General features: G+C 45.1%; 23 protein-coding genes. 20 read left to right on the top strand and 3 right to left on the bottom strand.

From position 1 onward, the window contains the following. Window positions 1–109: 109 nt before the first annotated feature. From pyrH to HRQ85_RS14285, 19 genes are all read left to right on the top strand, one after another. Window positions 110–841, top strand: coding sequence for a UMP kinase (pyrH, locus tag HRQ85_RS14375; protein ID WP_017630771.1), 732 nt, complete (start codon window positions 110–112; stop codon window positions 839–841). Window positions 842–939: 98 nt separating this feature from the next. Beyond that, window positions 940–1,497: a ribosome recycling factor gene (gene frr, locus HRQ85_RS14370; RefSeq protein ID WP_017060741.1), complete on the top strand. Its 558-nt coding sequence runs from the start codon at window positions 940–942 to the stop codon at window positions 1,495–1,497. Window positions 1,498–1,595: 98 nt separating this feature from the next. Continuing rightward, complete coding sequence (locus HRQ85_RS14365) at window positions 1,596–2,348, top strand: isoprenyl transferase (RefSeq protein ID WP_017063364.1); 753 nt, start codon at window positions 1,596–1,598, stop codon at window positions 2,346–2,348. A gap of 15 nt (window positions 2,349–2,363) precedes the next feature. Continuing rightward, complete coding sequence (locus HRQ85_RS14360; RefSeq protein ID WP_048612218.1) at window positions 2,364–3,206, top strand: phosphatidate cytidylyltransferase; 843 nt, start codon at window positions 2,364–2,366, stop codon at window positions 3,204–3,206. 51 nt (window positions 3,207–3,257) lie between these two features. After that, window positions 3,258–4,466: a 1-deoxy-D-xylulose-5-phosphate reductoisomerase gene (gene ispC / locus HRQ85_RS14355; RefSeq protein WP_172379910.1), complete on the top strand. Its 1,209-nt coding sequence runs from the start codon at window positions 3,258–3,260 to the stop codon at window positions 4,464–4,466. Then, a complete protein-coding gene (gene rseP, locus HRQ85_RS14350; protein WP_172379909.1) occupies window positions 4,463–5,821 on the top strand; it encodes a sigma E protease regulator RseP in 1,359 nt (452 codons plus the stop codon). The genes ispC and rseP overlap by 4 nt, the downstream gene beginning before the upstream one ends. 48 nt (window positions 5,822–5,869) lie before the next feature. Next, a complete protein-coding gene (gene bamA / locus HRQ85_RS14345) occupies window positions 5,870–8,275 on the top strand; it encodes an outer membrane protein assembly factor BamA (protein WP_172379908.1) in 2,406 nt (801 codons plus the stop codon). 27 nt (window positions 8,276–8,302) lie between these two features. Beyond that, the gene (locus tag HRQ85_RS14340) at window positions 8,303–8,803 is read left to right on the top strand and encodes an OmpH family outer membrane protein (RefSeq protein ID WP_017063367.1); all 501 of its coding nucleotides are present in this window, start codon (window positions 8,303–8,305) and stop codon (window positions 8,801–8,803) included. A 5-nt stretch (window positions 8,804–8,808) separates the two neighbouring features. Next, a complete protein-coding gene (gene lpxD / locus HRQ85_RS14335) occupies window positions 8,809–9,840 on the top strand; it encodes a UDP-3-O-(3-hydroxymyristoyl)glucosamine N-acyltransferase (protein ID WP_172379907.1) in 1,032 nt (343 codons plus the stop codon). Window positions 9,841–9,933: 93 nt separating this feature from the next. Then, entirely contained in the window at window positions 9,934–10,386 is a 453-nt protein-coding gene (fabZ, locus tag HRQ85_RS14330) for a 3-hydroxyacyl-ACP dehydratase FabZ (RefSeq protein WP_009847408.1), read from the top strand. 1 nt (window position 10,387) lies between these two features. Further along, a complete protein-coding gene (gene lpxA, locus HRQ85_RS14325) occupies window positions 10,388–11,176 on the top strand; it encodes an acyl-ACP--UDP-N-acetylglucosamine O-acyltransferase (protein WP_017066405.1) in 789 nt (262 codons plus the stop codon). Window positions 11,177–11,305: 129 nt separating this feature from the next. After that, the gene (gene lpxB / locus HRQ85_RS14320; RefSeq protein ID WP_172379906.1) at window positions 11,306–12,502 is read left to right on the top strand and encodes a lipid-A-disaccharide synthase; all 1,197 of its coding nucleotides are present in this window, start codon (window positions 11,306–11,308) and stop codon (window positions 12,500–12,502) included. A gap of 33 nt (window positions 12,503–12,535) precedes the next feature. After that, window positions 12,536–13,156 carry a ribonuclease HII gene (gene rnhB, locus HRQ85_RS14315; RefSeq protein ID WP_017063371.1) on the top strand — a complete coding sequence of 207 codons (621 nt, stop codon included), beginning with the start codon at window positions 12,536–12,538 and terminating at the stop codon, window positions 13,154–13,156. 113 nt (window positions 13,157–13,269) lie between these two features. Then, entirely contained in the window at window positions 13,270–16,749 is a 3,480-nt protein-coding gene (gene dnaE, locus HRQ85_RS14310; protein ID WP_048616172.1) for a DNA polymerase III subunit alpha, read from the top strand. A 45-nt stretch (window positions 16,750–16,794) separates the two neighbouring features. After that, the gene (gene accA / locus HRQ85_RS14305) at window positions 16,795–17,754 is read left to right on the top strand and encodes an acetyl-CoA carboxylase carboxyl transferase subunit alpha (RefSeq protein ID WP_017060731.1); all 960 of its coding nucleotides are present in this window, start codon (window positions 16,795–16,797) and stop codon (window positions 17,752–17,754) included. 125 nt (window positions 17,755–17,879) lie between these two features. Continuing rightward, complete coding sequence (gene tilS / locus HRQ85_RS14300; RefSeq protein ID WP_172379905.1) at window positions 17,880–19,220, top strand: tRNA lysidine(34) synthetase TilS; 1,341 nt, start codon at window positions 17,880–17,882, stop codon at window positions 19,218–19,220. A 46-nt stretch (window positions 19,221–19,266) separates the two neighbouring features. Further along, the gene (locus tag HRQ85_RS14295) at window positions 19,267–19,590 is read left to right on the top strand and encodes a c-type cytochrome (RefSeq protein WP_170791809.1); all 324 of its coding nucleotides are present in this window, start codon (window positions 19,267–19,269) and stop codon (window positions 19,588–19,590) included. A gap of 130 nt (window positions 19,591–19,720) precedes the next feature. Next, window positions 19,721–20,059 (top strand): nitrogen regulatory protein P-II, encoded by a 339-nt coding sequence (gene glnB, locus HRQ85_RS14290; protein ID WP_017063373.1) that lies wholly within the window; start codon window positions 19,721–19,723, stop codon window positions 20,057–20,059. A gap of 61 nt (window positions 20,060–20,120) precedes the next feature. Continuing rightward, the gene (locus tag HRQ85_RS14285) at window positions 20,121–20,963 is read left to right on the top strand and encodes an endonuclease/exonuclease/phosphatase family protein (protein ID WP_172379904.1); all 843 of its coding nucleotides are present in this window, start codon (window positions 20,121–20,123) and stop codon (window positions 20,961–20,963) included. Between the two features lie 106 nt (window positions 20,964–21,069). On the opposite strand, the gene HRQ85_RS14280 is transcribed toward HRQ85_RS14285, so the two are convergent. The 3 genes from HRQ85_RS14280 to gloB form a co-directional block, all read right to left on the bottom strand. Then, window positions 21,070–21,756, bottom strand: a complete 687-nt coding sequence (locus HRQ85_RS14280; protein ID WP_050633984.1) for a YIP1 family protein — start codon at window positions 21,754–21,756, stop codon at window positions 21,070–21,072. Next, window positions 21,753–23,327, bottom strand: coding sequence for a LysM peptidoglycan-binding domain-containing protein (locus HRQ85_RS14275; RefSeq protein ID WP_048606648.1), 1,575 nt, complete (start codon window positions 23,325–23,327; stop codon window positions 21,753–21,755). Before HRQ85_RS14275 ends, HRQ85_RS14280 begins: the two co-directional genes overlap by 4 nt. Before the next feature lie 70 nt (window positions 23,328–23,397). After that, window positions 23,398–24,156: a hydroxyacylglutathione hydrolase gene (gloB, locus tag HRQ85_RS14270; protein ID WP_017060725.1), complete on the bottom strand. Its 759-nt coding sequence runs from the start codon at window positions 24,154–24,156 to the stop codon at window positions 23,398–23,400. Between the two features lie 53 nt (window positions 24,157–24,209). On the opposite strand from gloB, the gene HRQ85_RS14265 reads away from it, so the two are divergent. Then, entirely contained in the window at window positions 24,210–24,992 is a 783-nt protein-coding gene (locus HRQ85_RS14265; RefSeq protein ID WP_048606645.1) for a class I SAM-dependent methyltransferase, read from the top strand. The last annotated feature ends 75 nt before the right edge of the window (window positions 24,993–25,067 follow it).

The raw sequence follows: 25,067 nt of genomic DNA, 5'->3' as shown, positions 1-25,067 counted from the left end.
CGGTCTTTTTATGAATAGTGAATTATTTTTTAGCTGTTATGAATGCAAACTGAGCTATTCAGTTTTTATCCATGACTGTTAATCATCAACTCTTTGGAAGGTAAACTCCATGACTACGAACCCTAAACCGGCGTATCAACGTATTCTGTTAAAACTTAGCGGTGAAGCACTACAAGGCGAAGAAGGTTTTGGTATTGACCCGACGATCCTTGATCGTATGGCTCAAGAAGTGAAAGAATTGGTTGAACTAGGTGTTCAAGTAGGCGTTGTTATCGGTGGCGGTAACCTTTTCCGTGGTGCAGGCCTTGCTGAAGCAGGTATGAACCGCGTTGTTGGTGACCACATGGGTATGCTTGCAACGGTAATGAACGGCCTTGCAATGCGTGACGCTCTTCACCGTGCTTACGTAAACGCACGTGTAATGTCTGCAATCCCTCTTAAAGGTGTGTGTGACGACTACAACTGGGCAGATGCAATCAGCCAACTACGTCAAGGTCGCGTTGTGATCTTCTCTGCTGGCACTGGTAACCCATTCTTCACTACGGATTCTGCTGCATGTCTACGTGGTATCGAAATCGAAGCTGACGTAGTTCTAAAAGCGACAAAAGTAGATGGTGTATTTACTTCTGACCCTGTAGCAAACCCAGACGCAGAGTTGTATGATACGTTGTCTTACAACACGGTTCTTGATAAAGAACTTAAAGTAATGGACTTGGCTGCATTTACGCTAGCACGTGATCACAAAATGCCAATCCGTGTATTTAACATGAATAAACCAGGCGCACTACGTCGCGTGGTTATGGGTGAAACTGAAGGTACATTAATCAGCGACGCTGACTAATTTTTCGGGCTTACTGAGGTGTTGTACCTTGGTAAGCTTATCCTTATCACTCCAAATAAAAAGCTTTCTTGAAGAAAGAACATAATCAAGGTGAAATTGTGATTAACGAAATCAAAAAAGACGCTCAAGAGCGCATGGTAAAAAGTGTTGATGCACTAAAAAACAGCCTGCAAAAGATTCGTACAGGCCGTGCGCACCCGAGCCTACTTTCTGGTCTTACTGTTGAGTACTACGGTGCTCCAACGCCTTTGACTCAAGTAGCTAACGTTATCGCTGAAGATGCACGTACACTAGCTATTACAGTGTTTGATAAAACACTGACTCCTCTAGTTGAAAAAGCAATTCTGACATCTGACCTAGGCCTAAACCCTATGTCTGCGGGTACAGTTATCCGTGTTCCACTTCCACCGCTAACGGAAGAGCGTCGTAAAGACCTAGTTAAAATCGTTCGTGGCGAAGCAGAAGGTGGCCGTGTTGCTATCCGTAACATCCGTCGTGACGCGAATGGCGATCTAAAAGCACTTCTTAAAGATAAAGAAATCTCTGAAGATGAAGATCGTAAAGCACAAGACGAAATTCAAAAGCTAACTGACGCTGCGGTTAAGAACGTAGACGAAGTTCTAGCTGTTAAAGAAAAAGAGTTGATGGAAGTTTAATTTTCCATATTCTTTTCTTTCCGGAAAAACGCTGTACTCACGGTGCAGCGTTTTTTTATGCTACTCTGTTCGACTATTAGAATTTGATTCACTCTTTTATGCATAATTCTCAAGCGTTCACAGACTCTCTTCCTAAACACATTGCTATCATTATGGATGGTAATGGTCGCTGGGCAAAAGCTCAGGGCAAGCCTCGCGTCTTTGGCCATAAAAACGGTGTTCAAGCCGTTCGTAAAACTATCTCTTCTGCAGCCAGACTTGGCATTAAAGCCGTTACTCTTTTTGCATTTAGTAGCGAAAACTGGCGTCGTCCTGAAGAAGAAGTCGGTATCTTGATGGAACTGTTTATTTCAGTGCTGTCGAGTGAAGTTAAAAAGCTTCATAAAAATAATCTACAACTTCGTGTTATTGGTGATAAAAGTCGTTTCAATGATCGACTACAAAAGAAGATAGAAGAAGCGGAAGCTTTGACTAGCACCAATACTGGTATGGTTATTAATATTGCAGCTAACTACGGCGGTAAGTGGGATATTCAGCAAGCAATGACCTCTATTGCTCAACAGGTAAAGTCTGGCGATATTAATGTAGATGACATTGATGAAGCTATGATTACACAGCATCTGACGATGGCAGATATTCCTGAAGTCGATTTGCTTATCCGCACCAGTGGCGAATGCCGTATTAGTAATTTTATGCTTTGGCAGTTGGCTTACGCCGAAATGTATTTCACTGAACAATTCTGGCCAGACTTTAATGAAGACAGCTTAGTAGAAGCTGTGACTTGGTTTGTAAACCGTGAGCGTCGTTTTGGATGCACCGGTGAGCAAATTAAAGCTCTGATGGACAGTTAATAAGGATTTTTTGGTTTGAAACAACGAATTATTACGGCGTTGATTTTAGCTCCCCTAGTTATTCTAGGTATTTTCGAGTTATCACTTCCTACATTTATTCTTTCACTAGCGGTAATCTCGCTATTGGGTTTTTGGGAGTGGACTCAGTTTGTTGAAAGCAAATCGCGTTATTTAGCGTTGATTCCAACGGTTGTGGTTAGTGCTGCAAGTTTTGCTTTTATCCCTTTTGATGCATTTAGCCTTAATAACTTGTCTACTGCTCACTACGCCATTCTAACGATTGGCTCGATTTGGTGGGTAATCGCGAGTGGCATGGCGGTGACCTATCCTAAGTCTATGCCCGCATGGAAAGACTCTTCTCTTCTTCGTCACGCCTTTGGTGTGCTGACTCTGCTGCCATTCTTTTGGAGTGTGGTTATCCTGCGTGCTAACGGTATCGATGCTGATCCTTACCACGGTGCTAAACTGGTGATGTTTGTTTGCTTGCTTGTTTGGGCTGCAGATAGCGGCGCATACTTTTCAGGAAAGAGTTTTGGTAAGCGTAAAATGGCACCAGCGGTAAGCCCTAATAAGACGATTGAAGGTCTTATCGGTGGCATTATTACTGCGGTGATCGTGGCTTGGATCTTTGCTGACTTGTTTGACATCCAATTCACAAGCCCACTTCACATGATTGTTATTACCCTTGTGACCGTTGTTATTTCTGTTCTAGGTGACCTTGTTGAAAGCATGTTTAAGCGTGTTTCTGGGGTGAAAGACAGCAGTAATCTGATTCCTGGTCATGGTGGTATACTAGATAGAATAGATAGCTTAACGGCTGCATTCCCTGTCTTTGCTCTGCTTTATTTAGCATTCTAATAAAAAAGGGCAGTGATTCTGCCCTTTATTACATTTCTACGGTCATATGTGATGCGAAATCTAACTATCCTTGGCGCCACCGGCTCAATTGGTGCAAGTACACTAAAAGTCGTTGAGCAAAACCCAGATCTCTATTCAGTGGTTGCACTGGCTGCAGGCTCGAATGTTGAAAAGATGCTGGCGCTAGTTGAAAAGTGGCAACCAAGCTATGTTGCTATGGCTTGCCCTGATGCAGCGTCTCAACTGACTGAAGTGTTGTCCGCGAGTTACCCTAACGTAAAAGTGCTTTCAGGCACTAAAGGCATGTGTCAGGTTGCTTCTCTAGAGGACGTGGACACGGTAATGGCTGCGATTGTTGGTGCGGCAGGTTTAGTTCCTACTATGTCTGCGGTTAAGGCCGGAAAGCGTATCTTGCTTGCTAATAAAGAAGCCTTGGTAATGTCTGGGCAGTTGTTTATCGATGCGGTAGCAAAGTACGGCGCAGAACTACTTCCGGTTGATAGTGAACATAATGCTATCTTTCAATGCTTGCCTCAAAACGTACAAACTAACCTAGGCCGTTGTGACTTAGAAGAGAGCGGTATCAACCATATTCTTTTGACTGGTTCAGGTGGTCCTTTTCGTTATACGGACGTTGCTGAGCTGGAGTCGGTAACTCCAGAACGAGCTATCGCACACCCTAACTGGTCTATGGGTCCTAAGATCTCGGTCGATTCAGCGACTATGATGAATAAGGGCTTAGAGTACATTGAGGCGAAATGGTTATTTAATGCCTGTCAAGAGCAGTTAAAAGTGATTATTCATCCTCAGTCTGTGATTCATTCTATGGTCCAGTACAAGGATGGCTCTGTGCTTGCTCAAATGGGCGAACCTGACATGGCGACGCCAATTGCTTTGACGATGTCTTACCCTGAGCGAACAGAAGCGGGTGTTAAGCCTCTGGATTTCACCAAAGTGGGCGAGCTTACTTTCCTTGAACCAGATTTTAGCCGTTACCCATGCTTAAGATTAGCGATTGAAGCTTGCTACCTAGGTCAGCACGCTACAACCGCAATTAACGCAGCAAACGAAATTGCAGTCGATGCTTTCTTGAACAATCGAGTGAAATTTACCGATATTGCTGTCATTAACGAGCATGTTATGAGCAAAGTATGTGAACAACATAACTCTGAGGGCTTAGATAGCTTGGAAAGCCTTCTCGAGCTCGATAATATGTCTCGTCAATTAGCCAATCAATTTATTAAAGAGCAGCTAGCATGAGTGGAATTCTGTGGAACTTCGCATCCTTTATTGTAGCGCTTGGTATTCTGGTCGCTGTCCATGAGTTTGGACACTTCTGGGTTGCTCGTCGTTGTGGTGTGAAAGTTGAGAAATTCTCGATTGGTTTTGGTAAATCAATCTGGAGCAAAGTTGGCCGTGATGGCACAGAGTACAGCTTGTCTGTTATTCCATTGGGCGGCTACGTTAAGATGCTTGATGGTCGTGTAGACGATCTTTCTGAAGACGAACAACAATACGCTTTTGATAAGAAGCCATTGTGGAAAAGAACGGCGATAGTTGGTGCAGGTCCAGCGTTTAACTTTATCTTTGCCGTCTTTGCGTATTGGCTTGTATTTTTGATTGGCGTGCCGGCGGTTAAACCCGTAATTGGTGAAGTTACTCCGCAATCTATTGCTGCACAAGCCGGAATTGAAACTGGAATGGAACTTAAATCTATTTCGGGAATCAAAACCGCAGATTGGGAATCAGTCAATATGGGTTTGATATCGCATATTGGTGATCAGTCCATGACTGTAACGGTTGCTTCTCAAGACGATATCGGCTTTGAACAACAGATGACATTGGATATTTCAGACTGGTCATTCAACCCAGAAACTGAATCTGCAATGACAACGCTGGGCTTTAGACCATATTCTCCAGAGATATCGACAGTGCTCGCTCAAGTCATTGATGACGGTGCGGCATACGATGCAGGGGTAGAAGCTGGCGACCAAATTGTTGAGATTAATGGGCAGCCTATTGAACAGTGGCAGTCGGTTGTTGAGTTAATCCGTTCAAACCCGATGACACCCTTGGACCTTGTAGTCCTGCGAAATGGTACTGAACAGTCATTAGCTATGACGCCAAAAAGCCGCGAGCTTTCTGATGGTTCCACAATCGGCTATGCAGGTATTGCTCCAGAAGTCGCAGAATGGCCAGAAGATTATCGCTTTGAGTTACAATTTGGTGTAATTGAGTCTGTAGGAAAAGCATTTGATAAAACAGGTCAAATTATTGGTTTGACGCTGACAATGCTTAAGAAGCTCATCGTTGGTGATGTTGGCTTAAATAACTTGAGTGGCCCGATTTCAATAGCTAAAGGTGCAGGGACAACCGCCGATTACGGTTTGGTTTACTTCTTAGGCTTTTTGGCTCTGATTAGTGTTAACTTGGGGATTATTAATTTGGTTCCGCTGCCTATGCTTGATGGCGGACATTTGCTCTTTTTCGCTATTGAGGCCGTTACTCGTAAACCGGTGCCTGAAAAAGTTCAGGAAATGGGATACAGAGTGGGAGGTGCAATCCTCTTCTCTTTGATGGCTCTGGCAATATTTAATGATTTTACTCGTCTGTGAATGGTTTCTCACAGGCATTGGTAGTAGCAAGGAATAATTAGAATAAGTATGGCGATTAAGCAAATTCTGTTCGCAAGTCTATTGGCCACTAGTGTGGCTGCGAACGGAGCACAAAACTTTGTGGTTCAAGATATCAAGATCGAAGGTTTACAGCGTGTTGCACTTGGTGCAGCTCTACTGAAAATGCCAGTGCGTATTGGCGATGAAGTGGATGAAAGCGATGTATCTGAGATCATTCGCGCACTGTATGCTTCAGGTAACTTCGAGGACGTTAAAGTCCTTCGCGATGAAGGTGTTTTAGTTGTTCAAGTGAAAGAACGACCGACCATCGCGAGCATTTCATTCTCGGGTAACAAAGCGATCAAAGAAGAGCAGCTTCAGCAGAACCTAGATGCGTCTGGTGTTCGTGAAGGTGAAGCGCTTGACCGTACTACGCTGAGTAACATTGAGAAAGGCCTTGAAGATTTTTACTACAGCGTGGGTAAGTATAACGCGACAGTAAAAGCGGTTGTGACGCCTCTGCCACGTAACCGTTCTGACCTTAAGTTTGTGTTTACTGAGGGCGTATCCGCTAAGATTCAGCAAATCAACTTTATCGGTAATGAAGTCTTCTCAGACTCTGAACTGCTTAGTCGTTTCAATCTGAACGTTGATGTTGCATGGTGGAATTTCCTTGCGGATGAAAAATACCAGAAGCAAGTCTTAGCCGGTGATATCGAAGCGCTGAAATCTTACTACCTTGACCGTGGTTACCTGAAGTTTAAGGTCGACTCTACACAGGTAGCGATCTCTCCAGACAAGAAAGGTGTTTACATCACACTTGGCCTTGATGAAGGCGAAGCTTACACCGTTAAAGATGTCTCTTTCCGTGGTGAGTTAATCGGTCGTGAGGCTGACTTCGAAGCGTTAGTGCCATTCGAAGACGGCGATACGTACAACGGTTCTTCGGTAACGTCCTTGGAAGAGAACGTAAAACGAATTCTTGGTGAATCTGGCTACGCGTACCCACAAGTTCGCACGATTCCTGAATTTGACGATGAGACCAAAGAAGTGTCGTTGGTTATCAATGTAGAAGCGGGCAGCCGTATCTATGTTCGAGATATTCGATTCACGGGTAACAACTCAACGAAAGACGAAGTACTGCGTCGTGAAATGCGTCAAATGGAAGGCAGCTGGCTTAACTCTAAGTCAATTGATACCGGTAAGAGCCGTCTTAACCGTTTAGGTTTCTTTGAAACGGTTGATGTACAAACAGTGCGTGTTCCTGGCAGTGAAGACCAAGTTGATTTGGTTTACAACGTTAAGGAAGCAAACTCAGGCAGCATCAACTTTGGTGTTGGTTACGGTACTGAATCAGGTGTTAGTTTCCAAGTTGGTTTGCAACAAGATAACTTTGCAGGTTCAGGTAACCGTGTTGGCGTAAGTGCCATGATGAACGATTACCAAAAGAACGTGAGCTTAGACTACCGTGACCCATACTGGAACCTTGATGGTGTGAGCTTGGGCGGTAAGATCTTCTATAACGAATTTGAAGCCTCTGAAGCAGGTATCGTCGACTATACCAACCAAAGTTATGGTACCAGCCTAACATGGGGTTTCCCTGTGGATGAGCTGAACCGTCTTGAGTTTGGTGTTGGTTATACGCACAACAAGATCGGTAACGTTCCGACCTATATCCAAGTGGAACAGTTCGCGAGAAGTATTGACCAATATGGTGACGAACACATCCTAACCGATGACTTCGATATCAATATCTCTTGGACTCGTAACAATCTTAACCGTGGTTTCTTCCCTACTGAAGGTAACCATCAACGTGCTTTTGCTAAGGTGACGGTACCCGGTTCTGATGCTCAGTACTTCAAAATGCAGTACGATGTAAAACATTACATCCCGCTGACTAAAAAGCATGAGTTCACACTATTGATGCGTGGCCGTTTAGGCTATGGTAATGGTTATGGTCAAACGGATGGTAACGATAACTTGTTCCCATTCTACGAGAACTACTACGCAGGTGGTTTTACAACCCTACGTGGTTTTGGCTCTAACTCGGCAGGTCCGAAAGCTGTTTACGGGAACAGCACGGGTAACAACCCTACATACGATTCAGCTACTGATGACTCAGTAGGTGGTAACGCGGTTGCTTTGGCAAGCTTAGAGTTAATTGTACCAACGCCGTTTGCTTCTGATGAAGCGCGTAGCCAGATTCGTACCAGTGTCTTCTTCGACATGGCGAGTGTATGGGATACCGAATTCGTAGACCGCGGCGCACCTAACAGTGGCAGCCAGTACTACTACGATTACTCTGATCCAACAAATTACCGTTCATCTTATGGTGCCGCTCTTCAATGGATGTCACCGATGGGCCCACTGGTTTTCTCTCTAGCGAAACCAATTAAAGTTTACGAAGGTGATGATGAAGAGTTCTTCACATTTACCATTGGTAGAACTTTCTAATATTTAAAGGACAATATTTTGAAAAATATGATTAAAGCAGCAGGTTTAGGCCTTGTAGTTCTTAGCTCTTCTTTCTTTGCAACAGCTGCTGAAGCTGCGCAAAAAGTGGGTTATGTAAACACTGCACAAGTATTCCAGGCTCTACCTCAGCGTGAAGTTGTTCTTCAAAAAATGCAGGAAGAGTTCAAAGATAAAGCGGCTGAGCTACAGAGCATTCAAGCTGAAGCGAAAACAAAGATTGAAAAGCTTAAGCGTGATGGCGAGCTACTAGGTCCTGAAGAAGTTGAGAAGCTTCGTATCGAAGTCGGCCAACTAGACAGCAAGTACAAAATCAAAGCTCAAGCACTAGAAAAAGCAAGTCAACGTCGTGAAGCACAAGAGAAGCAGAAGCTGTTCAAAGTGATTCAAGATGCTGTAACTAAAGTTGCAGAGAAAGAAGGCTACGACATGATCGTTGATATTCAAGCTCTACAATACGGTAAGCCTGAATACAACATCTCTGAGCAAGTAATTAAATCACTGAAATAAGTTTTATGAAGAACCTGACTTTAGCCGAATTGGCGACGATTACTGGGGGAGAGCTACACGGAGACGGTACGATTACCGTCTCAGCAGTCGCTCCTATGGATAAAGCGCAAGAAGGTAACATTACGTTCCTTTCTAACGTTAAGTACAGCAAGCACCTAGGTGACTGTAAAGCATCCGCTATTATGGTTAAAGAGAGTGAGCGCGAACTGTGTAAGACCAACGTTATTGTGGTTAGTGACCCTTACGTTGCTTTTGCTAAGGTTGCTCAAGCGCTTGATACTACTCCTGCACCCGCAGCGGCTATTGCTGATTCTGCTTCAATCTCTAGCGATGCAACCATTGGACAAAATGTGTCTATTGGCGCGAACGCTGTGATTGAGTCTGGTGTGGTACTCAGTGATGATGTGATCATCGGTGCTGGTTGCTTTATTGGTAAAAATGCAAAAATTGGCGCAGGCACTAAGCTGTGGGCTAACGTAAGTGTTTACCATGAAGTGGTGATTGGAGAAGCATGTCTGATCCAATCAAGTACTGTTATTGGCTCTGATGGCTTTGGTTATGCGAACGAGAAAGGCGAATGGGTTAAGATCCCACAAGTCGGTTCTGTTCGCATCGGTAACCGCGTAGAAATTGGCGCGTGTACTACCATCGACCGCGGCGCATTAGATGACACAATCATTGAAGACAACGTTATCCTAGATAACCAACTTCAGATTGCTCACAATGTTCACATCGGATATGGTTCAGCTCTTGCAGGTGGTACTATCATTGCAGGCAGCACGACGGTAGGTAAGTACTGTATTATTGGTGGTGGTAGTGTGATTAATGGTCACATTGAAATTACTGACGGCGTTACGATTACCGGAATGGGAATGGTAATGCGCAGCATCACTGAGAAAGGCATGTACTCTTCGGGTATTCCTTTACAGCCAAACAAAGATTGGCGTAAAACAGCAACGCGTGTTCATCGTATTGATGAAATGAACAAGCGTTTGAAAACCGTTGAAAAACTTATTGAGAAGAGCGCGGAATCATAATTCCAGCATTTCTAATAAAAGGCTCGCGTACAGCGAGTCTTTTTCGTTTATAATCCTTCTAATTAAATAAAGAATATACATAGGAATACGACTTTGACTACTGAACAGACAACGATGAACATTACTGAAATTCAGGAACTATTACCTCATCGCTACCCATTCTTAATGGTTGATCGTGTGACTAGCTTTGAAAAAGAAAAAACACTGACCGCAATTAAGAATGTTTCTGTTAACGAACCTCAGTTCACAGGCCACTTCCCTCAGCTTCCTGTATTCCCAGGCGTGTTGATCTTAGAAGCAATGGCACAAGCAACAGGCCTTCTAGCATTCAAATCTTTCGGTGCGCCTTCTGGCAACGAGTTGTACTACTTTGCTAGCGTAGATAAAGCTAAATTCCGTAAGCCAGTAGTACCAGGTGACCAACTGGTTATCGAAGTTGAATTCTTAAAAGAACGTCGTGGCATCGCATCGTTTAACGGTGTTGCTAAAGTTGACGGCGTAGTTGTATGTTCAGCTGAACTTAAATGTGCTCGTAGAGAGTTTTAATATGATTCATGAAACAGCGAAAATTCACCCGGCAGCAGTAATCGAAGGTGATGTAACTATCGGTGCTAACGTGACGGTTGGGCCTTTCACTTACATTGCTGGTAACGTGACAATTGGTGACGACACTGAAGTGATGTCGCACGTTGTGATCAAAGGTCACACAACCATTGGTAAAGAAAACCGTATCTTCCCACACGCTGTTATCGGTGAAGAAAACCAAGATAAGAAATACGGCGGCGAAGACACAACAGTTGTGATCGGTGATCGCAACGTAATTCGTGAAGCGGTTCAAATCCATCGTGGTACGGTTCAAGACAAAGCAACCACCGTGATTGGTGATGACAACTTACTTTGTGTTAATGCTCACGTAGCGCACGATGTTATTGTTGGTAACCACACTCACATTGGTAACAACGCTATTCTTGGCGGTCACGTAACGGTTGGCGACTACGCTGGTGTTATGGCTCTTTCTGCGATTCACCCGTTCTGTTCGATTGGTGCTTACGCATACATTGGTGGCTGTTCTGCAGTTGTTCAAGATGTACTGCCGTACGTACTTGCACAGGGTAACCACGCGGCTCCATTCGGTCTTAATCTAGTAGGTTTGAAGCGTAACGGATTTGAAAAACCTGAAATTCGTGCACTACAGAAGGCGTACAAAGAGTTATACCGTTCAGGTAAAACACTTGAAGAAGCGAAAGTGGCTTTAGTTGAAATGGCAAAAGAGTTTACTTCGGTAGCGCCTATGCTTGAAATGCTAGAGAACTCTGAGCGCGGTATTATTCGTTAATACTCGATATGGTTATGTACCAATCAATGTGAGTATGGCAATAACTACTTCATCAGAATGGTATAACAAAAAGATCGCTACTCGTTAGGCGGTCTTTTTTGTTTTAGGCAACAAGGGAATTGAAAAACTATGGCACAGCAAGAAGCAGCAACCAATAGCTCGGACTTCGTTTCGAATGAACCATTGCGCGTAGGCATTGTTGTCGGCGAACTGTCTGGCGATACGCTTGGTGAAGGCTTTATCAAAGCGATCAAATCACAATACCCGAATGCAGAGTTCGTTGGCATTGGCGGGCCGAAAATGAAAGCCCTAGGTTGTGAGTCTCTTTTCGAGATGGAAGAGCTGGCCGTTATGGGCTTAGTTGAAGTGCTTGGCCGTTTACCTCGCTTGTTAAAAGTAAAAGCAGAGCTGGTTAAGTATTTCACTCAAAATCCACCCGATGTCTTTGTCGGTATCGACGCGCCCGATTTCAACCTAAGGCTTGAGTTAGACCTTAAGAACGCTGGTATCAAAACGGTGCATTACGTGAGCCCTTCAGTGTGGGCTTGGCGTCCAAAGCGTATCTTTAAAATCGACAAAGCAACCGACTTAGTCTTGGCTTTCTTGCCGTTCGAAAAAGCGTTCTACGATAAATATAACGTTGCCTGTGAGTTTGTTGGTCACACGTTGGCAGACGCGATTCCTTTAGAGCCTAGTAAACAAGATTCTCGAGAGCTGTTAGGTCTTGATCAAGACAAGCAGTGGTTAGCCGTATTACCGGGTAGTCGTGGTGGTGAGATGGGTTTGATTGCTCAGCCATTTATCGAAACTTGCCAACGTATCAAGCAGAAGTATCCGGATATCAATTTTGTTGTTGCGCTCGTTAACGAGCAGCGTAAAAAGCAGTTTACTGAAATCTGGCAATCGACCGCACCTGAGCTTGAATTCACGTTAGTCGAAGATACGGCAACCAACGTGATTACCGCTGCTGATTCTGTGCTTTTGGCTTCAGGTACTGTGGCTCTTGAATGTATGTTGCTTAAACGCCCTATGGTGGTTGGTTACAAAGTAAATAAGCTGACGGGTTACATTGTTAAGAAGTTGGCGATCACTGAGTTTGTGTCATTGCCGAATATTTTGGCTGGTGAAGAGATCGTGAAAGAGCATATTCTTGAAGAGTGTCACCCAGACTTTTTGTTCCCGTCTGTCGATAAAATGCTATCAGCCGATAACAGTGCCTTGATCGAACGCTTTACCGAGATGCACCATTGGATCCGTAAAGATGCTGATAAGCAAGCCGCTAACGCAGTATTGAAATTGATTGACCGACCTTTTGTTGAAGCATAAAGCGCTTATCTATAGAACATTAAGAGATTAGTTATGGCAGTAAAAGAAAAAAAAGAGCTTCCTCCATTTGAATACCCGCAAGGTTACCAACTGTTTGCTGGCGTAGATGAAGTAGGCCGTGGTCCTTTGGTTGGCGACGTGGTGACTGCTGCGGTTATCCTCGATCCAAATAATCCGATCGAAGGTTTGAACGACTCAAAGAAATTATCTGAGAAGAAGCGTCTTGCGTTGCTTCCTGAAATCAAAGAGAAAGCTTTGGCGTGGTCTGTTGGCCGTTGTTCCCCACAAGAAATTGATGAGTTGAATATCCTGCAAGCGACGATGGTAGCTATGCAGCGAGCTATCGCAGGTTTGAGCGTTCAACCTGACATGGCGTTGATAGATGGAAACCGTGTCCCAGAACTGCCGATGGACGGTCTTGCGATTGTGAAGGGTGACTTGCGAGTGGCTGAAATCAGTGCGGCGTCTATTATCGCTAAAGTCGTTCGTGACCAAGAGATGGAAGATCTTGATAAACTTCATCCAGAGTTTGGTTTTGCTAAGCATAAAGGTTACCCGACCAAAGCGCATTTCGAAGCGATTGAAAAACATGGTGTAACCGAGCATTACCGCAAGAGCTTTAAGCCAGTAAAACGCATTCTTGGCATAGACTAGAGCTTTACGTTAACTAGAGCTTGGCATCGAATAAAGTTGCTAACTTGTATTAGAAAAAAATAGAATACACACAGTTGTAATCCTAGGCTCAAACCTAGAACTCAGGAAAAATAATGTCAGATCCAAAATTTGTTCACCTACGCGTACACAGTGACTTTTCGATGGTGGATGGCCTATCCAAGGTGCCACCGTTAGTTAAAAAAGTCGCTGAAATGGGTATGCCTGCTCTAGCATTGACCGACTTTACCAACTTGTGTGGTTTGGTGAAGTTTTACGGTACTGCCCATGGGTGTGGGGTTAAACCTATTATTGGTGCTGACTTCTTGATGCAGTCTCCGGAATTCGGTGACGAGTTGACCAAGCTCACCGTTATCGCAACGGACAATAAAGGTTATAACAACCTAACGCTACTTATCTCAAAAGCTTACCTTCGTGGTCACGTTCAGCATCAGCCTGTTATTGATAAAGAGTGGCTAATTGAGAATGCAGAAGGCCTGATCATTCTATCGGGCGCCAAAGAAGGTGAGATTGGTAAGGCGTTACTGAAAGGTAACCGTGACTTGGTTGCAAGCAGCGTCGAGTTTTACAAAACGTACTTCGCCGATCGTTTTTACTTGGAACTGATTCGTACCGGACGACCGGATGAAGAGTCTTACCTGCACTTTGCGTTAGAGCTTGCTGAGCAGGAAGACTTGCCTGTTGTCGCAACCAACGAAGTGGTTTTCCTAACTGAAGATCTTTTTGATGCCCATGAAATCCGCGTGGCGATCCATGATGGTTTCACAATGGTCGATCCTCGTCGTCCGAAGAACTACAGCGCACAGCAATACCTACGTAGTGAAGAAGAGATGTGTGAGCTGTTCTCAGACATTCCAGAAGCGCTAGAGAACAGTGTTGAGATTGCCAAGCGCTGTAACGTGACCGTTCGTTTAGGTGAATACTTCCTGCCTAACTTCCCGACGGAAGGTTTGGCGATTGAAGATTTCTTGATCAAGAAATCTGAAGAAGGTCTTGAACGACGTTTGGCGTTCCTGTTCCCTGACGAAAAAGTTCGCGCTGAGCGCAGACCTGAATACGATGAGCGACTCAAGATCGAGCTCGAAGTTGTCAATAACATGGGTTTCCCAGGTTACTTCTTGATCGTAATGGAGTTCATCCAGTGGTCAAAAGACAACGATGTGCCAGTAGGTCCTGGCCGTGGTTCTGGTGCCGGATCTCTAGTAGCTTACGCGCTTGATATCACCGATCTTGACCCGCTTGAATACGATCTCCTTTTCGAACGTTTCTTGAACCCAGAACGTGTATCCATGCCCGATTTCGATATCGACTTCTGTATGGATAAACGTGACCAAGTTATTGATCACGTGGCTGAAATGTACGGTCGTGATGCGGTATCTCAGATCATCACCTTTGGTACCATGGCGGCAAAAGCGGTAATCCGCGATGTAGGCCGTGTATTGGGTCACCCGTTTGGTTTCGTCGATCGAATTTCAAAGCTTGTACCGCCAGACCCGGGTATGACGCTAGAGAAAGCATTCCTTGCTGAACCTGCATTGCCAGAGCTTTACGATGGCGATGAAGAAGTTCGTGAGCTGATCGATAAGTGTCGCATCCTTGAAGGTTGTACGCGAAATGCGGGTAAGCACGCGGGTGGTGTTGTTATCTCACCCACCACGATCACCGATTTTGCGCCAATTTATGCCGATGCCGAAGGTAACTTCCCAGTAACGCAATTCGATAAGAATGACGTTGAAACCGCTGGTTTGGTTAAGTTCGACTTCTTGGGTCTACGTACCCTGACCATCATCGACTGGGCGTTAGGCCTCGTAAACCCTCGCCTGAAGAAAGAGGGTAAAGAGCCGGTTCGTATCGAGTCGATTCCTCTTGATGACCAAGCATCGTTCAACCTGTTACAAAATTCTGAAACCACCGCGGTATTCCAGCTGGAATCGCGTGGTATGAAAGACCTGATCAAACGTCTACAACCGGACTGTTTTGAAGATATTATCGCATTGGTAGCCTTGTTCCGTCCGGGTCCTCTGCAATCAGGCATGGTAGATAACTTTATCGACCGTAAACACGGCCGAGAAGCGGTTTCTTACCCTGATGAAACGTGGCAACACGAATCGCTTAAAGAGACACTAGAACCTACGTACGGCATCATTCTGTATCAAGAACAGGTAATGCAAATCGCACAGATCCTTGCTGGCTATACGCTTGGCGGAGCGGATATGTTGCGTCGCGCGATGGGTAAGAAAAAGCCAGAAGAGATGGCAAAGCAGCGTGGTACCTTTAAAGAGGGCGCTGAAGCCAATGGTGTTGATGGCGAACTGGCCATGAAGATCTTTGATTTGGTAGAGAAATTTGCGGGCTACGGCTTTAACAAATCTCACTCCGCAGCATACGCACTGGTTTCTTATCAAACGCTATGGCTGAAAACGCACTACCCAGCGGAATTTATGGCTGCGGTAATGACAGCGGATATGGATAACACCGAGAAGGTTATCGGCCTTGTTGATGAATGTTTCCGTATGAAGCTCAAGCTTTTACCCCCAGATATCAACTCGGGTCTGTACCGCTTTAACGTCGATGAAGATGGCGCGATTGTCTATGGCATCGGTGCGATCAAAGGGGTCGGTGAAGGCCCTATTGAAGCGATCATTGAAGCGCGAAATAAAGGTGGTTACTTTAAAGACTTATTCGACTTCTGTGCGCGTCTTGATCTAAAGAAGGTTAATAAACGTGTTATCGAAAAGTTGATTCTATCCGGAGCCTTAGATAGATTAGGTCCTCACCGAGCTGCGATGATGGCATCTTTGAAAGATGCGGTGAAGGCGGCGAGCCAACATCACCATGCCGAGTCTTTTGGTCAATCTGATATGTTTGGTGTGTTGACCGACGCTCCGGAAGAGGTTGAGCACAAGTATACCCAAGTGCCTAAATGGCCTGAGAAGGTTTGGCTTGAAGGTGAACGTGAAACGCTTGGCTTGTATTTAACGGGTCACCCGGTTAACGCTTACATCAAAGAGTTAGCGAAATACACCAGCTGTCGTTTGAAAGATGCTACGCCAACGCGTCGTGACCAATCATTAACGATTGCAGGTTTGGTGATTGCTGCGAGAGTAATGACGACGAAGCGCGGTACGCGAATCGGTTTGATGACACTTGATGACCGATCGGGCCGAATGGAAGTGATGTTGTTCTCGGATGCGCTCGATCGCTACGCAGAATTGCTCGAAAAAGACAAAATTGTGGTCGTTTCCGGACAGGTCAGCTTTGATGATTTCAATGGCGGGCTTAAAATGTCCGCGCGCGAGGTCATGGACTTAGGAAGCGCCCGTGAGAAATATGCTCGTGGGGTGTCGATATCTATCGACCAATCCCAAATTAACGGTCAATTTTTTGAACGCTTTAGTCAAATCTTAGAACCTTATAGAGCCGGAACGGTCCCAGTCAATGTATACTACCAGCGTGCCGACGCTAGAGCGCGGTTAACATTGGGCACAGAATGGCGCGTGACGCCAAGTGATACATTGCTAGACGAATTAAAACAGCTGCTTGGAAATAGCCAAGTAGAACTCGAATTTAACTAAAATTTAGCTTCGCGAATGCGGAGCTGAATCAACAAGGATTCATAGATGAGCCTGAACTTTCTAGAATTTGAAAAGCCTATCGCTGAACTTGAAGCAAAAATCGAAGCGCTACGTGACGTTTCGCGTCACGGTGGTGACACAGCGGTAGATCTAGACAAAGAAATCGAACAACTAGAGAAAAAAAGCTTAGAGCTTAAACAGAAAATCTTTAGTGACTTAGGTGCATGGCAGGTAGCTCAACTTGCTCGTCACCCTCAGCGTCCTTACACCAAAGATTACCTGGAGCATGCATTCACAGAGTTTGAAGAGATGGCGGGCGATCGCGCTTACGCTGACGACAAAGCGATTGTGGGTGGTATGGCTCGTCTAAATGGCCGTCCTGTTATGGTTATTGGTCATCAGAAAGGTCGTGAGACTAAAGAGAAAGTGATCCGTAACTTTGGTATGCCAAAGCCAGAAGGTTACCGTAAGGCACTACGTCTAATGGAAACCGCTGAGCGTTTCAACATGCCTATCATCACTTTCATCGACACAGCGGGCGCATACCCAGGTGTTGGTGCTGAAGAGCGTGGTCAATCTGAAGCTATCGCTAAAAACCTAAAAGTGATGGCTGGCCTTTCAGTTCCTGTTATCTGTAACGTTGTGGGTGAAGGCGGTTCTGGTGGTGCACTAGCGATTGGTGTTGGTGACTACGTGAACATGCTTCAGTACTCTACGTACTCAGTAATCTCTCCAGAAGGTTGTGCTTCAATCCTATGGCGCGATTCAGATAAAGCACCACAAGCAGCTGAAGCGATGGGCCTTATTGCTCCTCGTCTTAAAGAGCTTGAGCTTATCGACGAAATCATTCCTGAGCCTCTAGGTGGCGCGCACCGCGACCCTGCACAAACGGCTCAGAACATGAAAGACATGTTAGTTAAACAGCTAGAAGAGCTAGAGCAGTTTGATAACGAAACGCTGCTTGAGCGTCGTTACCAGCGTCTAATGAGCTACGGCTACTGCTGATAACTTGCCTTAGCGATAAGGCTAGCTATACGAACAAGTTGATGAAAGGGTTGGACTCAGTGCCAACCCTTTTTTATTATTAAAACATTATCCCTTCACACACGACCTCTTGGTTTATTAGCCTCATGACACACTTAATTGATACCTTCACATCTGTACTTGATCAAAGCGCGCTTAAGCCTTGTCGGTTGATCGTCGCTTTCAGTGGTGGTGTCGATTCACGAGTGTTGTTGGAGTTGGCTGCGCAATACGCCAAGTCCCATCACATTGAGTGCTGTGCGGTACATGTTCACCACGGCTTAAGTAAGAATGCTGATTATTGGGCAGAGCAGTGCCAAACATGGTGTGATGCTTTGTCGGTATCTTTGTTCATTGAACGAGTCTCGCTAGATATTAGCCGTGGAGAAAGCGTTGAAAAGCTGGCTCGAGACGCGCGATACCAAGCTTTTAAAAAGCATATTAGACAGGGTGATGTATTAGTTACAGGTCAACACATCGATGACCAAGTCGAGACCTTCTTGTTAGCTCTTAAGCGTGGCAGTGGCCCGAAAGGGCTCTCTTCAATGGCGAAAATGATGCCGTTTTCAGGTGCTCATATCGTTCGCCCACTGCTGTCGGTGACGAGAACGGATATTGAAGGGGCGGCGCGTGATATGGCGTTAACTTGGGTAGAAGATGAGAGTAATCAAGACGTTCGCTTTGACCGCAATTTTATTCGTCATCAAGTCGCTCCGACACTGACCGAGCGTTGGCCTAGTTTCCGAGAGTCGGTCAGTCGCAGCGCTCAGCTATGTGCAGAACAAGAGTTGCTGCTGGATGAGTTGCTTGAGTCTCACTTACAGCAAGCTTTAGGTGGCAATCAAAGTCAAAGCATAAGTATAGAAGCACTATCTCAGCACTCTGATTTACTGCGTGCACGCCTATTAAGAATGTGGCTGAGCCGCTGTAATCAACCGATGCCGAGCCAAAAGCAGCTCAAACTTGTATGGGATGAGGTGGCATGTGCTCAGGCGGACGCCAATCCTAAGTTGGTGCTGAATGAGGTTGAGGTTAGACGTTTTAATCATCAGCTCTATGTCGTCAAAGAGACCAAAGACTTGTCAAACTGGCAAAGTGATATCTCGATGGAAGAGAGCTTAGTTTTGCCTGACGGTTTAGGGGAACTACACTTAATTTCAGCGGCGAGTGATGGTGTATCTAACCACTGTGATGCGCAACATTTTAGTCTCAACACAGCGAGCAGAACATTGCGAGTGATCTTTAACCCTGAGGGATTGTCAGCACACCCTGTTGGGCGCGGTCATAGCAGGAAGCTGAAGAAGTTGTTTCAAGAGTACCAAGTACCCAGTTGGTTACGACGCAGAACACCGATATTAATGGATGGCAATCAAGTGATCGCTGTTTTAGGCTTATTCGTAGATAAAAACTACGAAGGTCAAGATTGTGAAGCGCTTTGGAGCAAGTAGAAAAAGTTTGTGTCACAATTCGACGTCACTTTAATAAAAATAATTAATGGAATATGCAATGAAGAAAATTACACTAGGATTAGTTCTTGGATTTGGACTATTGAGTGGTAACGCACTGGCGGCTGATGTTGCTGCGGGTCAAGCTAAAGCAGCAATCTGTGCGGCATGTCATGGTGCAGACGGTATCGCAGTGATCCCTGGCTATCCAAACCTTAAAGGTCAAAACGAGCAATACATCGCTTCATCAATTAAGGCCTATAAGAACGGCCAGCGCACCGGTGGTTTGGCCGCTGTAATGCAGGCTCAAGCTTCAATGCTGAGTGATGAAGACATCGCGAATCTAGCCGCTTACTACGCAAGCCTTAAGTAAAACCTTCTCAAAGCGCTGATTAAACAAGATGATAAATTTCGAGCCAGAGCTTTAAAGCTCTGGCTTTTTTCATTGAATGTTTACTATAGCTAACCGATAATGAGCCATTCGCACAGTTTAAGGGATGAACATGAAAAAGATTGAAGCCATTATCAAGCCATTCAAACTTGATGATGTACGTGAAGCACTTGCAGAAGTGGGTATTACGGGTATGACAGTATCTGAAGTTAAAGGCTTTGGACGTCAAAAAGGTCATACTGAGCTATACCGCGGCGCAGAGTACATGGTCGACTTTTTACCTAAAGTGAAACTAGAAATCGTTGTAACCGACGAAGTGGCTGACCAATGTGTTGATACCATCATCGAGACGGCTCAAACAGGTAAAATTGGTGACGGTAAGATCTTCATTACTGAAGTTGAACGTGTGGTACGTATTCGTACTGGCGAAGAAGACGAAGACGCCGTATAAAAAAACTATTACCCTAAAAGGAGCGTTTATCGCTCCTTTTTCATTTCTGGTAGGGTGCTGTATGTTTAAGAAAACCATCATTGTTATCACGCTATTGATAACGCTTGCTGTCGTTAGTTTTCATTTTATCTTCGTTATCCCGAATAAACCCAACTTGATCACTTCCTCTCAAAGTACCAGTAACGACATCTACAGCTGCTACCAAAACTCTGCACCGAAAGCGATTGATGTGTCTGATGACTTAGACATTACGGTGTGGAATATCTATAAGCAAAACCGAAATAATTGGCAGAGTGAGTTAAATAAGCTGTCGGCAGGTAGCGATTTAGTCTTGCTGCAAGAAGCGAGTATGACAGAAGGGCTTCGCCAATGGGTAACGAGCGGCCAATGGGGTAGCACACGTGTTAATGCGTTTGAGGCCTTTGAGCAAAGTGCAGGGGTACTCAACCTAGCAACTCATTTGCCGATTGAAGCTTGTGCTTATACTCATGAAGAACCTTGGCTTCAATTGCCTAAATCCGCGCTTTGGTCGCGTTACCAACTAAGCAATGGCGAAGAGTTGGCAGTGATTAATATCCATGCCGTGAACTTTACCTTTGGTACGGAAGATTATGAAGCTCAGCTCAAGAGCTTAACTGACAATCTACAAAAGTATCGTGGGCCTGTTATTTTTGCTGGGGATTTTAATAGCTGGAGTGAAGCTCGCTTTGCTGTATTGAAAGGTGCGTTGGAGAAGGTTGGTTTGACGGAAGTTGCCTTTGAGCCAGATAACAGAACTCAGTTCATTACAGGACTGGTGCTCGACCACGTGTTCTATCGAGGGCTAGAGGTAGAAAAAGCAAAAGCGCCCATTACGGACGCTTCTGATCATAACCCTATGCGAGTGACCTTTAAGGCTAAATAGTCATTAGCTATTAGTCATTGTAGCTTAACCATTAGCACGGTGGTTACCTTGGGTAATCTAACGGAACAATAGGCTAGAGAGTTTTCGCTAGCCTTATCTCTTCAACTTAAAAGATTAAAATGTAGAGTGCCCAGATTAGGTAGTATCCAACCCATGGTAAGCCTGAAATCACAAGCGCTTGCCCGCGTTCAAACTCAGTCCACGTCAATACCGCGGCATAACCTAGCACGATGTACCATGGCAGAAGCAGTGGTAATGAGCTAGCAAACTGTGACCAATCATTAGTTAGCGGTAACTTGATCAAGCCATTTAAGCTGTTCAAGTCTGCAGCGTAGTTCATCACATGTCCATGCTTGAGTATCAGGCTTGCGTAGCTTGCTACATCACCTAAAACAGCTGGGAATATAACAACCGATGCCGCTGCAAACCATCGCCAAAAGCTGTGTCGGTGTTGGCTTGGCTTGGTTGCTAGGTTAAACCAGAATGCCAATAGAACAATGGTTAATGTTCGGCCAAATACGTCGCTGATGATCTCACTCGCGAGTAAGGTATTGCTGTCAAGTAACGCCAATTGGTCAGGGTTCGTTTGAGCCAGTTGCTGCGAGAGCTCTGCACTTAACCATGCAAAATCTACATTCGAAAAATAAGCACCCCAAAACAAAAATGGGCTGAGCATTAATACGACGTACGGTTGCCATCCCCAAGCACTTCGTTGATAAAGCGCTAAGAAACAAGCTGTTGGTGAACGGAATATATCCAACAGCATGACGAGTGGGTTACTTGACGGGTTCATACACTTACCTTAGTTACATCAACATACAGCTTGAGTTTTTGTCCTGGCTGTAAGTATTTCTTGTTCTGCAAAGTGTTCCATTTTACAACATCTGCACTTTTTACTTTGAACTTTGATGCAATACCGCTGACTGTGTCACCTGATCTTACGTTATAAAAGATCGTACGGATGATGGCGCCGTCTGAGCCATTCTTCCAAATGACCAGTTCTTGACCAACTCTAAGCGTGTCGCGTGGTCCCATGCCATTCCACTTAGCCAGTGATTGGTGAGAGACCTTATTTGCGCGTGCAATCGTCCATAGGCTGTCACCACTTCTTACAGTATGGCTGAGCTTATATTGACCACGACTCTTCGACTGTGTGCTTGCTAGGCGATTTGAGGCGCTTAGGGCGTATGTCTTGTCGTCTTTGGTGGATGTTGGGATAAGTAAGTGCTGGCCGATACGAATATTGTTGTTGCTCAAACCGTTCGCAGAGCGGATCACTTTGCTGGTGGTGTTATATTTGCTTGCCAGTACGCTAATGCTGTCACCAGATTGAACCTTGTAACGCACCAACTTCATGCCTTTGCCTTTATTGGCAGCGACTTCTTTGTTGAATTTCTCAACTGAGTCTAAAGGAAGTAATAGTTGTTGGTGTTTCTCTGGCGCTGTCGCCCACTGGTTGTAAGCCGGGTTGTAACCTTGCAGTTCTTTGACAGGAATGCCTGCGTAGTTCGCAGCAATGGCTAAATCAAGCTGTTCTTCAGGGTTAACCAGAGTCAGCACAGGCTTGTTCGGGATCGCTGGAATATCGATGCCATACTTTTCTTGGTTGGCAATGACATCAGCTAGAGCAAGCAGTTTAGGTACATAGCTGCTGGTTTCTTTTGGTAAGTCCAGCGAGAAGAAATCGATTGGCTTGCCCAGTTTCTTGTTCTTGCGGATTGCGCTGTTTACTCGACCACCACCACTGTTATAGGCAGCAATTGCATGGTTCCAGTCGCCATCGAAACGTCGGTTAAGGTCTGATAAGAAATCCAATGCGGCGTCGGTAGAGGCGGCAACATCGCGGCGGCCGTCATACCAAAAGTTCTGTTCAAGACCGTAGTCTTTGCCTGTGCCTGAAATGAACTGCCATAGACCTGCAGCACTGCCATGAGAATAGGCAAATGCATCGAAAGAGCTTTCTACAACGGGCAATAGTGCCAGTTCTAGTGGTAAGCCTTTTTCTTCAATCTTAGTGGTGATCAAATATAGGAAAGGTTCAGCACGTTTTGATACGGTTTTTAGATGACTCGGGTGCTTGAGGTACCAAGTTCGGTAGTAGTCGACTTTCTTTTGGTCTGGCACTTCCATTTCAAGTTGCATCGCAATGCGTTTCCAAACATCTTCTTGTGTTTGTGGAGTAACGACAGGTGCTTCAACTTTTTGATCTTCTTTGGCTGTTGCTTCTGATGAAACGTTCGCTTGAGAAACTTCTTTAGTAGGAGAAGTGTTGGTTTGCTCGGAAGCTTGGTCTGGATTCTCTGACTGAGTTAATTGGCAACCAGAAAGTAGTAATACCAAAGCCCAGCTGTACTTAACTCGCATGTTACAGCCTTTTTAATTAACGGCCGATGATAATACTTGCCACCCCCTATGAGTGACAAGTCTGTATTTGTTAAAATTCGTTCTTCCACGCACGTAAAGCGGTGAATACCGATAAAGGGTCGGTCTGCTCGGTGCGATTAGACACTGATTTCACTACACTTGGCTCGGTATAGCGCAGGAAGGGGTTCACAAACTTCTCTTGTCTCAAATTTGTGGGGATGGTCGACTTATTTTGAGCACGAAGTCGGTTCACTTGGTCGCGATATTGCTGCAAATGTTGGTTATCAGGCTCAACGGCTAATGCGAAAGCGATATTGGCTGCAGTGTACTCATGTGCACAATAAACTTCGGTTTCTTGAGGCAGCGCCGTGATCTTATTCAGTGCATCGAACATCTGTTGTGGTGTGCCTTCCATGATTCGGCCACAACCCGCAGAGAACAGCACATCACCACAAAACAGTTTGGCATCGCCCACATAACCAATATGACCCGCGGTGTGGCCACTGAGTCCTAGGACGAGAAATACTTCGCCAAACAGTTCTAATTGATCACCATCATCGACCGGATGAGTTAAGGTAGGGATAGGTTCATTCCTTGGACCCACGACATCCACGCCGGGAAATTGTCTAACGAGTTCTGGAACGCCACCAATGTGATCGTGGTGGTGGTGTGTAATCAAGATTGCATCTAAAGTTAGCTCATGGTGTGCTAAGTACTCTAATACTGGAGCCGCATCACCAGGGTCGACGACAGCACAACGGCGATCGCTATTTTGAATCAGCCAGATGTAATTGTCGTTAAATGCAGGTATGCTTTTGATATGTAACATTATTGGTTCTCCAGTCACTTTTAGTGCGACAGAATAAGTGAGACAGATTATTGATGAAGCCAGCACGTAGCAGAAAGAAGTTTGAACGTCCTTACACTTGGGCGCAATTGCACAATGGGGACTGGTTGAGAGAATCTATTCAAACTCGACTCGATGAGTGGTGCCCAAAGCTATTTGGTTACCATATGCTCAAGCTCGGTGGCCTCAGTAGTGAGATTTCTAGCTGCACATGCAACATTCAACATCAAGTAAACCTAGATATCCAGAACCCATTACATAATGTGATAGCGGATGGCTATAATTTACCCTTTTTGGAGAAAAGCTTTGATGTTGTAGTACTGAGTCATCAGCTAGATTATAGCAATGACCCGCATCGATTATTGAGAGAAGTCGATCGAGTGATGATGGACGATGGCTATATTATTATCACTGGCTTCAACCCAATCAGTGTCACTGGGCTTGCCAGTTTGATGCCTTGGCGAAAGAACAGCTTACCCTGGAGTGGGCGGATGTACACGCCAAGTCGAATTAAAGACTGGTTAGGTGTACTTAACTATGAAGTAATTCATTGTGACACCTACGCGCTGTTTCCGATGAGTAAGTATCAAGCGATGTGGACGTGGTTGGAGAACAGCTTAGGTGGTTGTGCATCCTTCGCCGGAAGCCAATACTTTATTGTTGCTCGTAAACGTACTTACCCGCTAAAACCTATCAAGCCACATTGGCACCTCAAGCGACGTTTCTCGCCTGTTGGGGCAAGTTTTAGAACCAATACGCGCCGTACAATGGATTCAACCAAAGCGTCATATCCGCTAAAAACAGAAAAAGCCGACTAGTTGTCGGCTTTTTATCGATTGGTCAGTTTAAGAAATTATAAATCGCTTTCTGAAATGTGCGTCTAATTAAAAAGA

This window comes from Vibrio sp. Vb339, from assembly GCF_902751245.1.
GTDB lineage: Bacteria > Pseudomonadota > Gammaproteobacteria > Enterobacterales > Vibrionaceae > Vibrio > Vibrio coralliirubri.
This window is presented reverse-complemented; position numbering and strand designations above follow the sequence as displayed.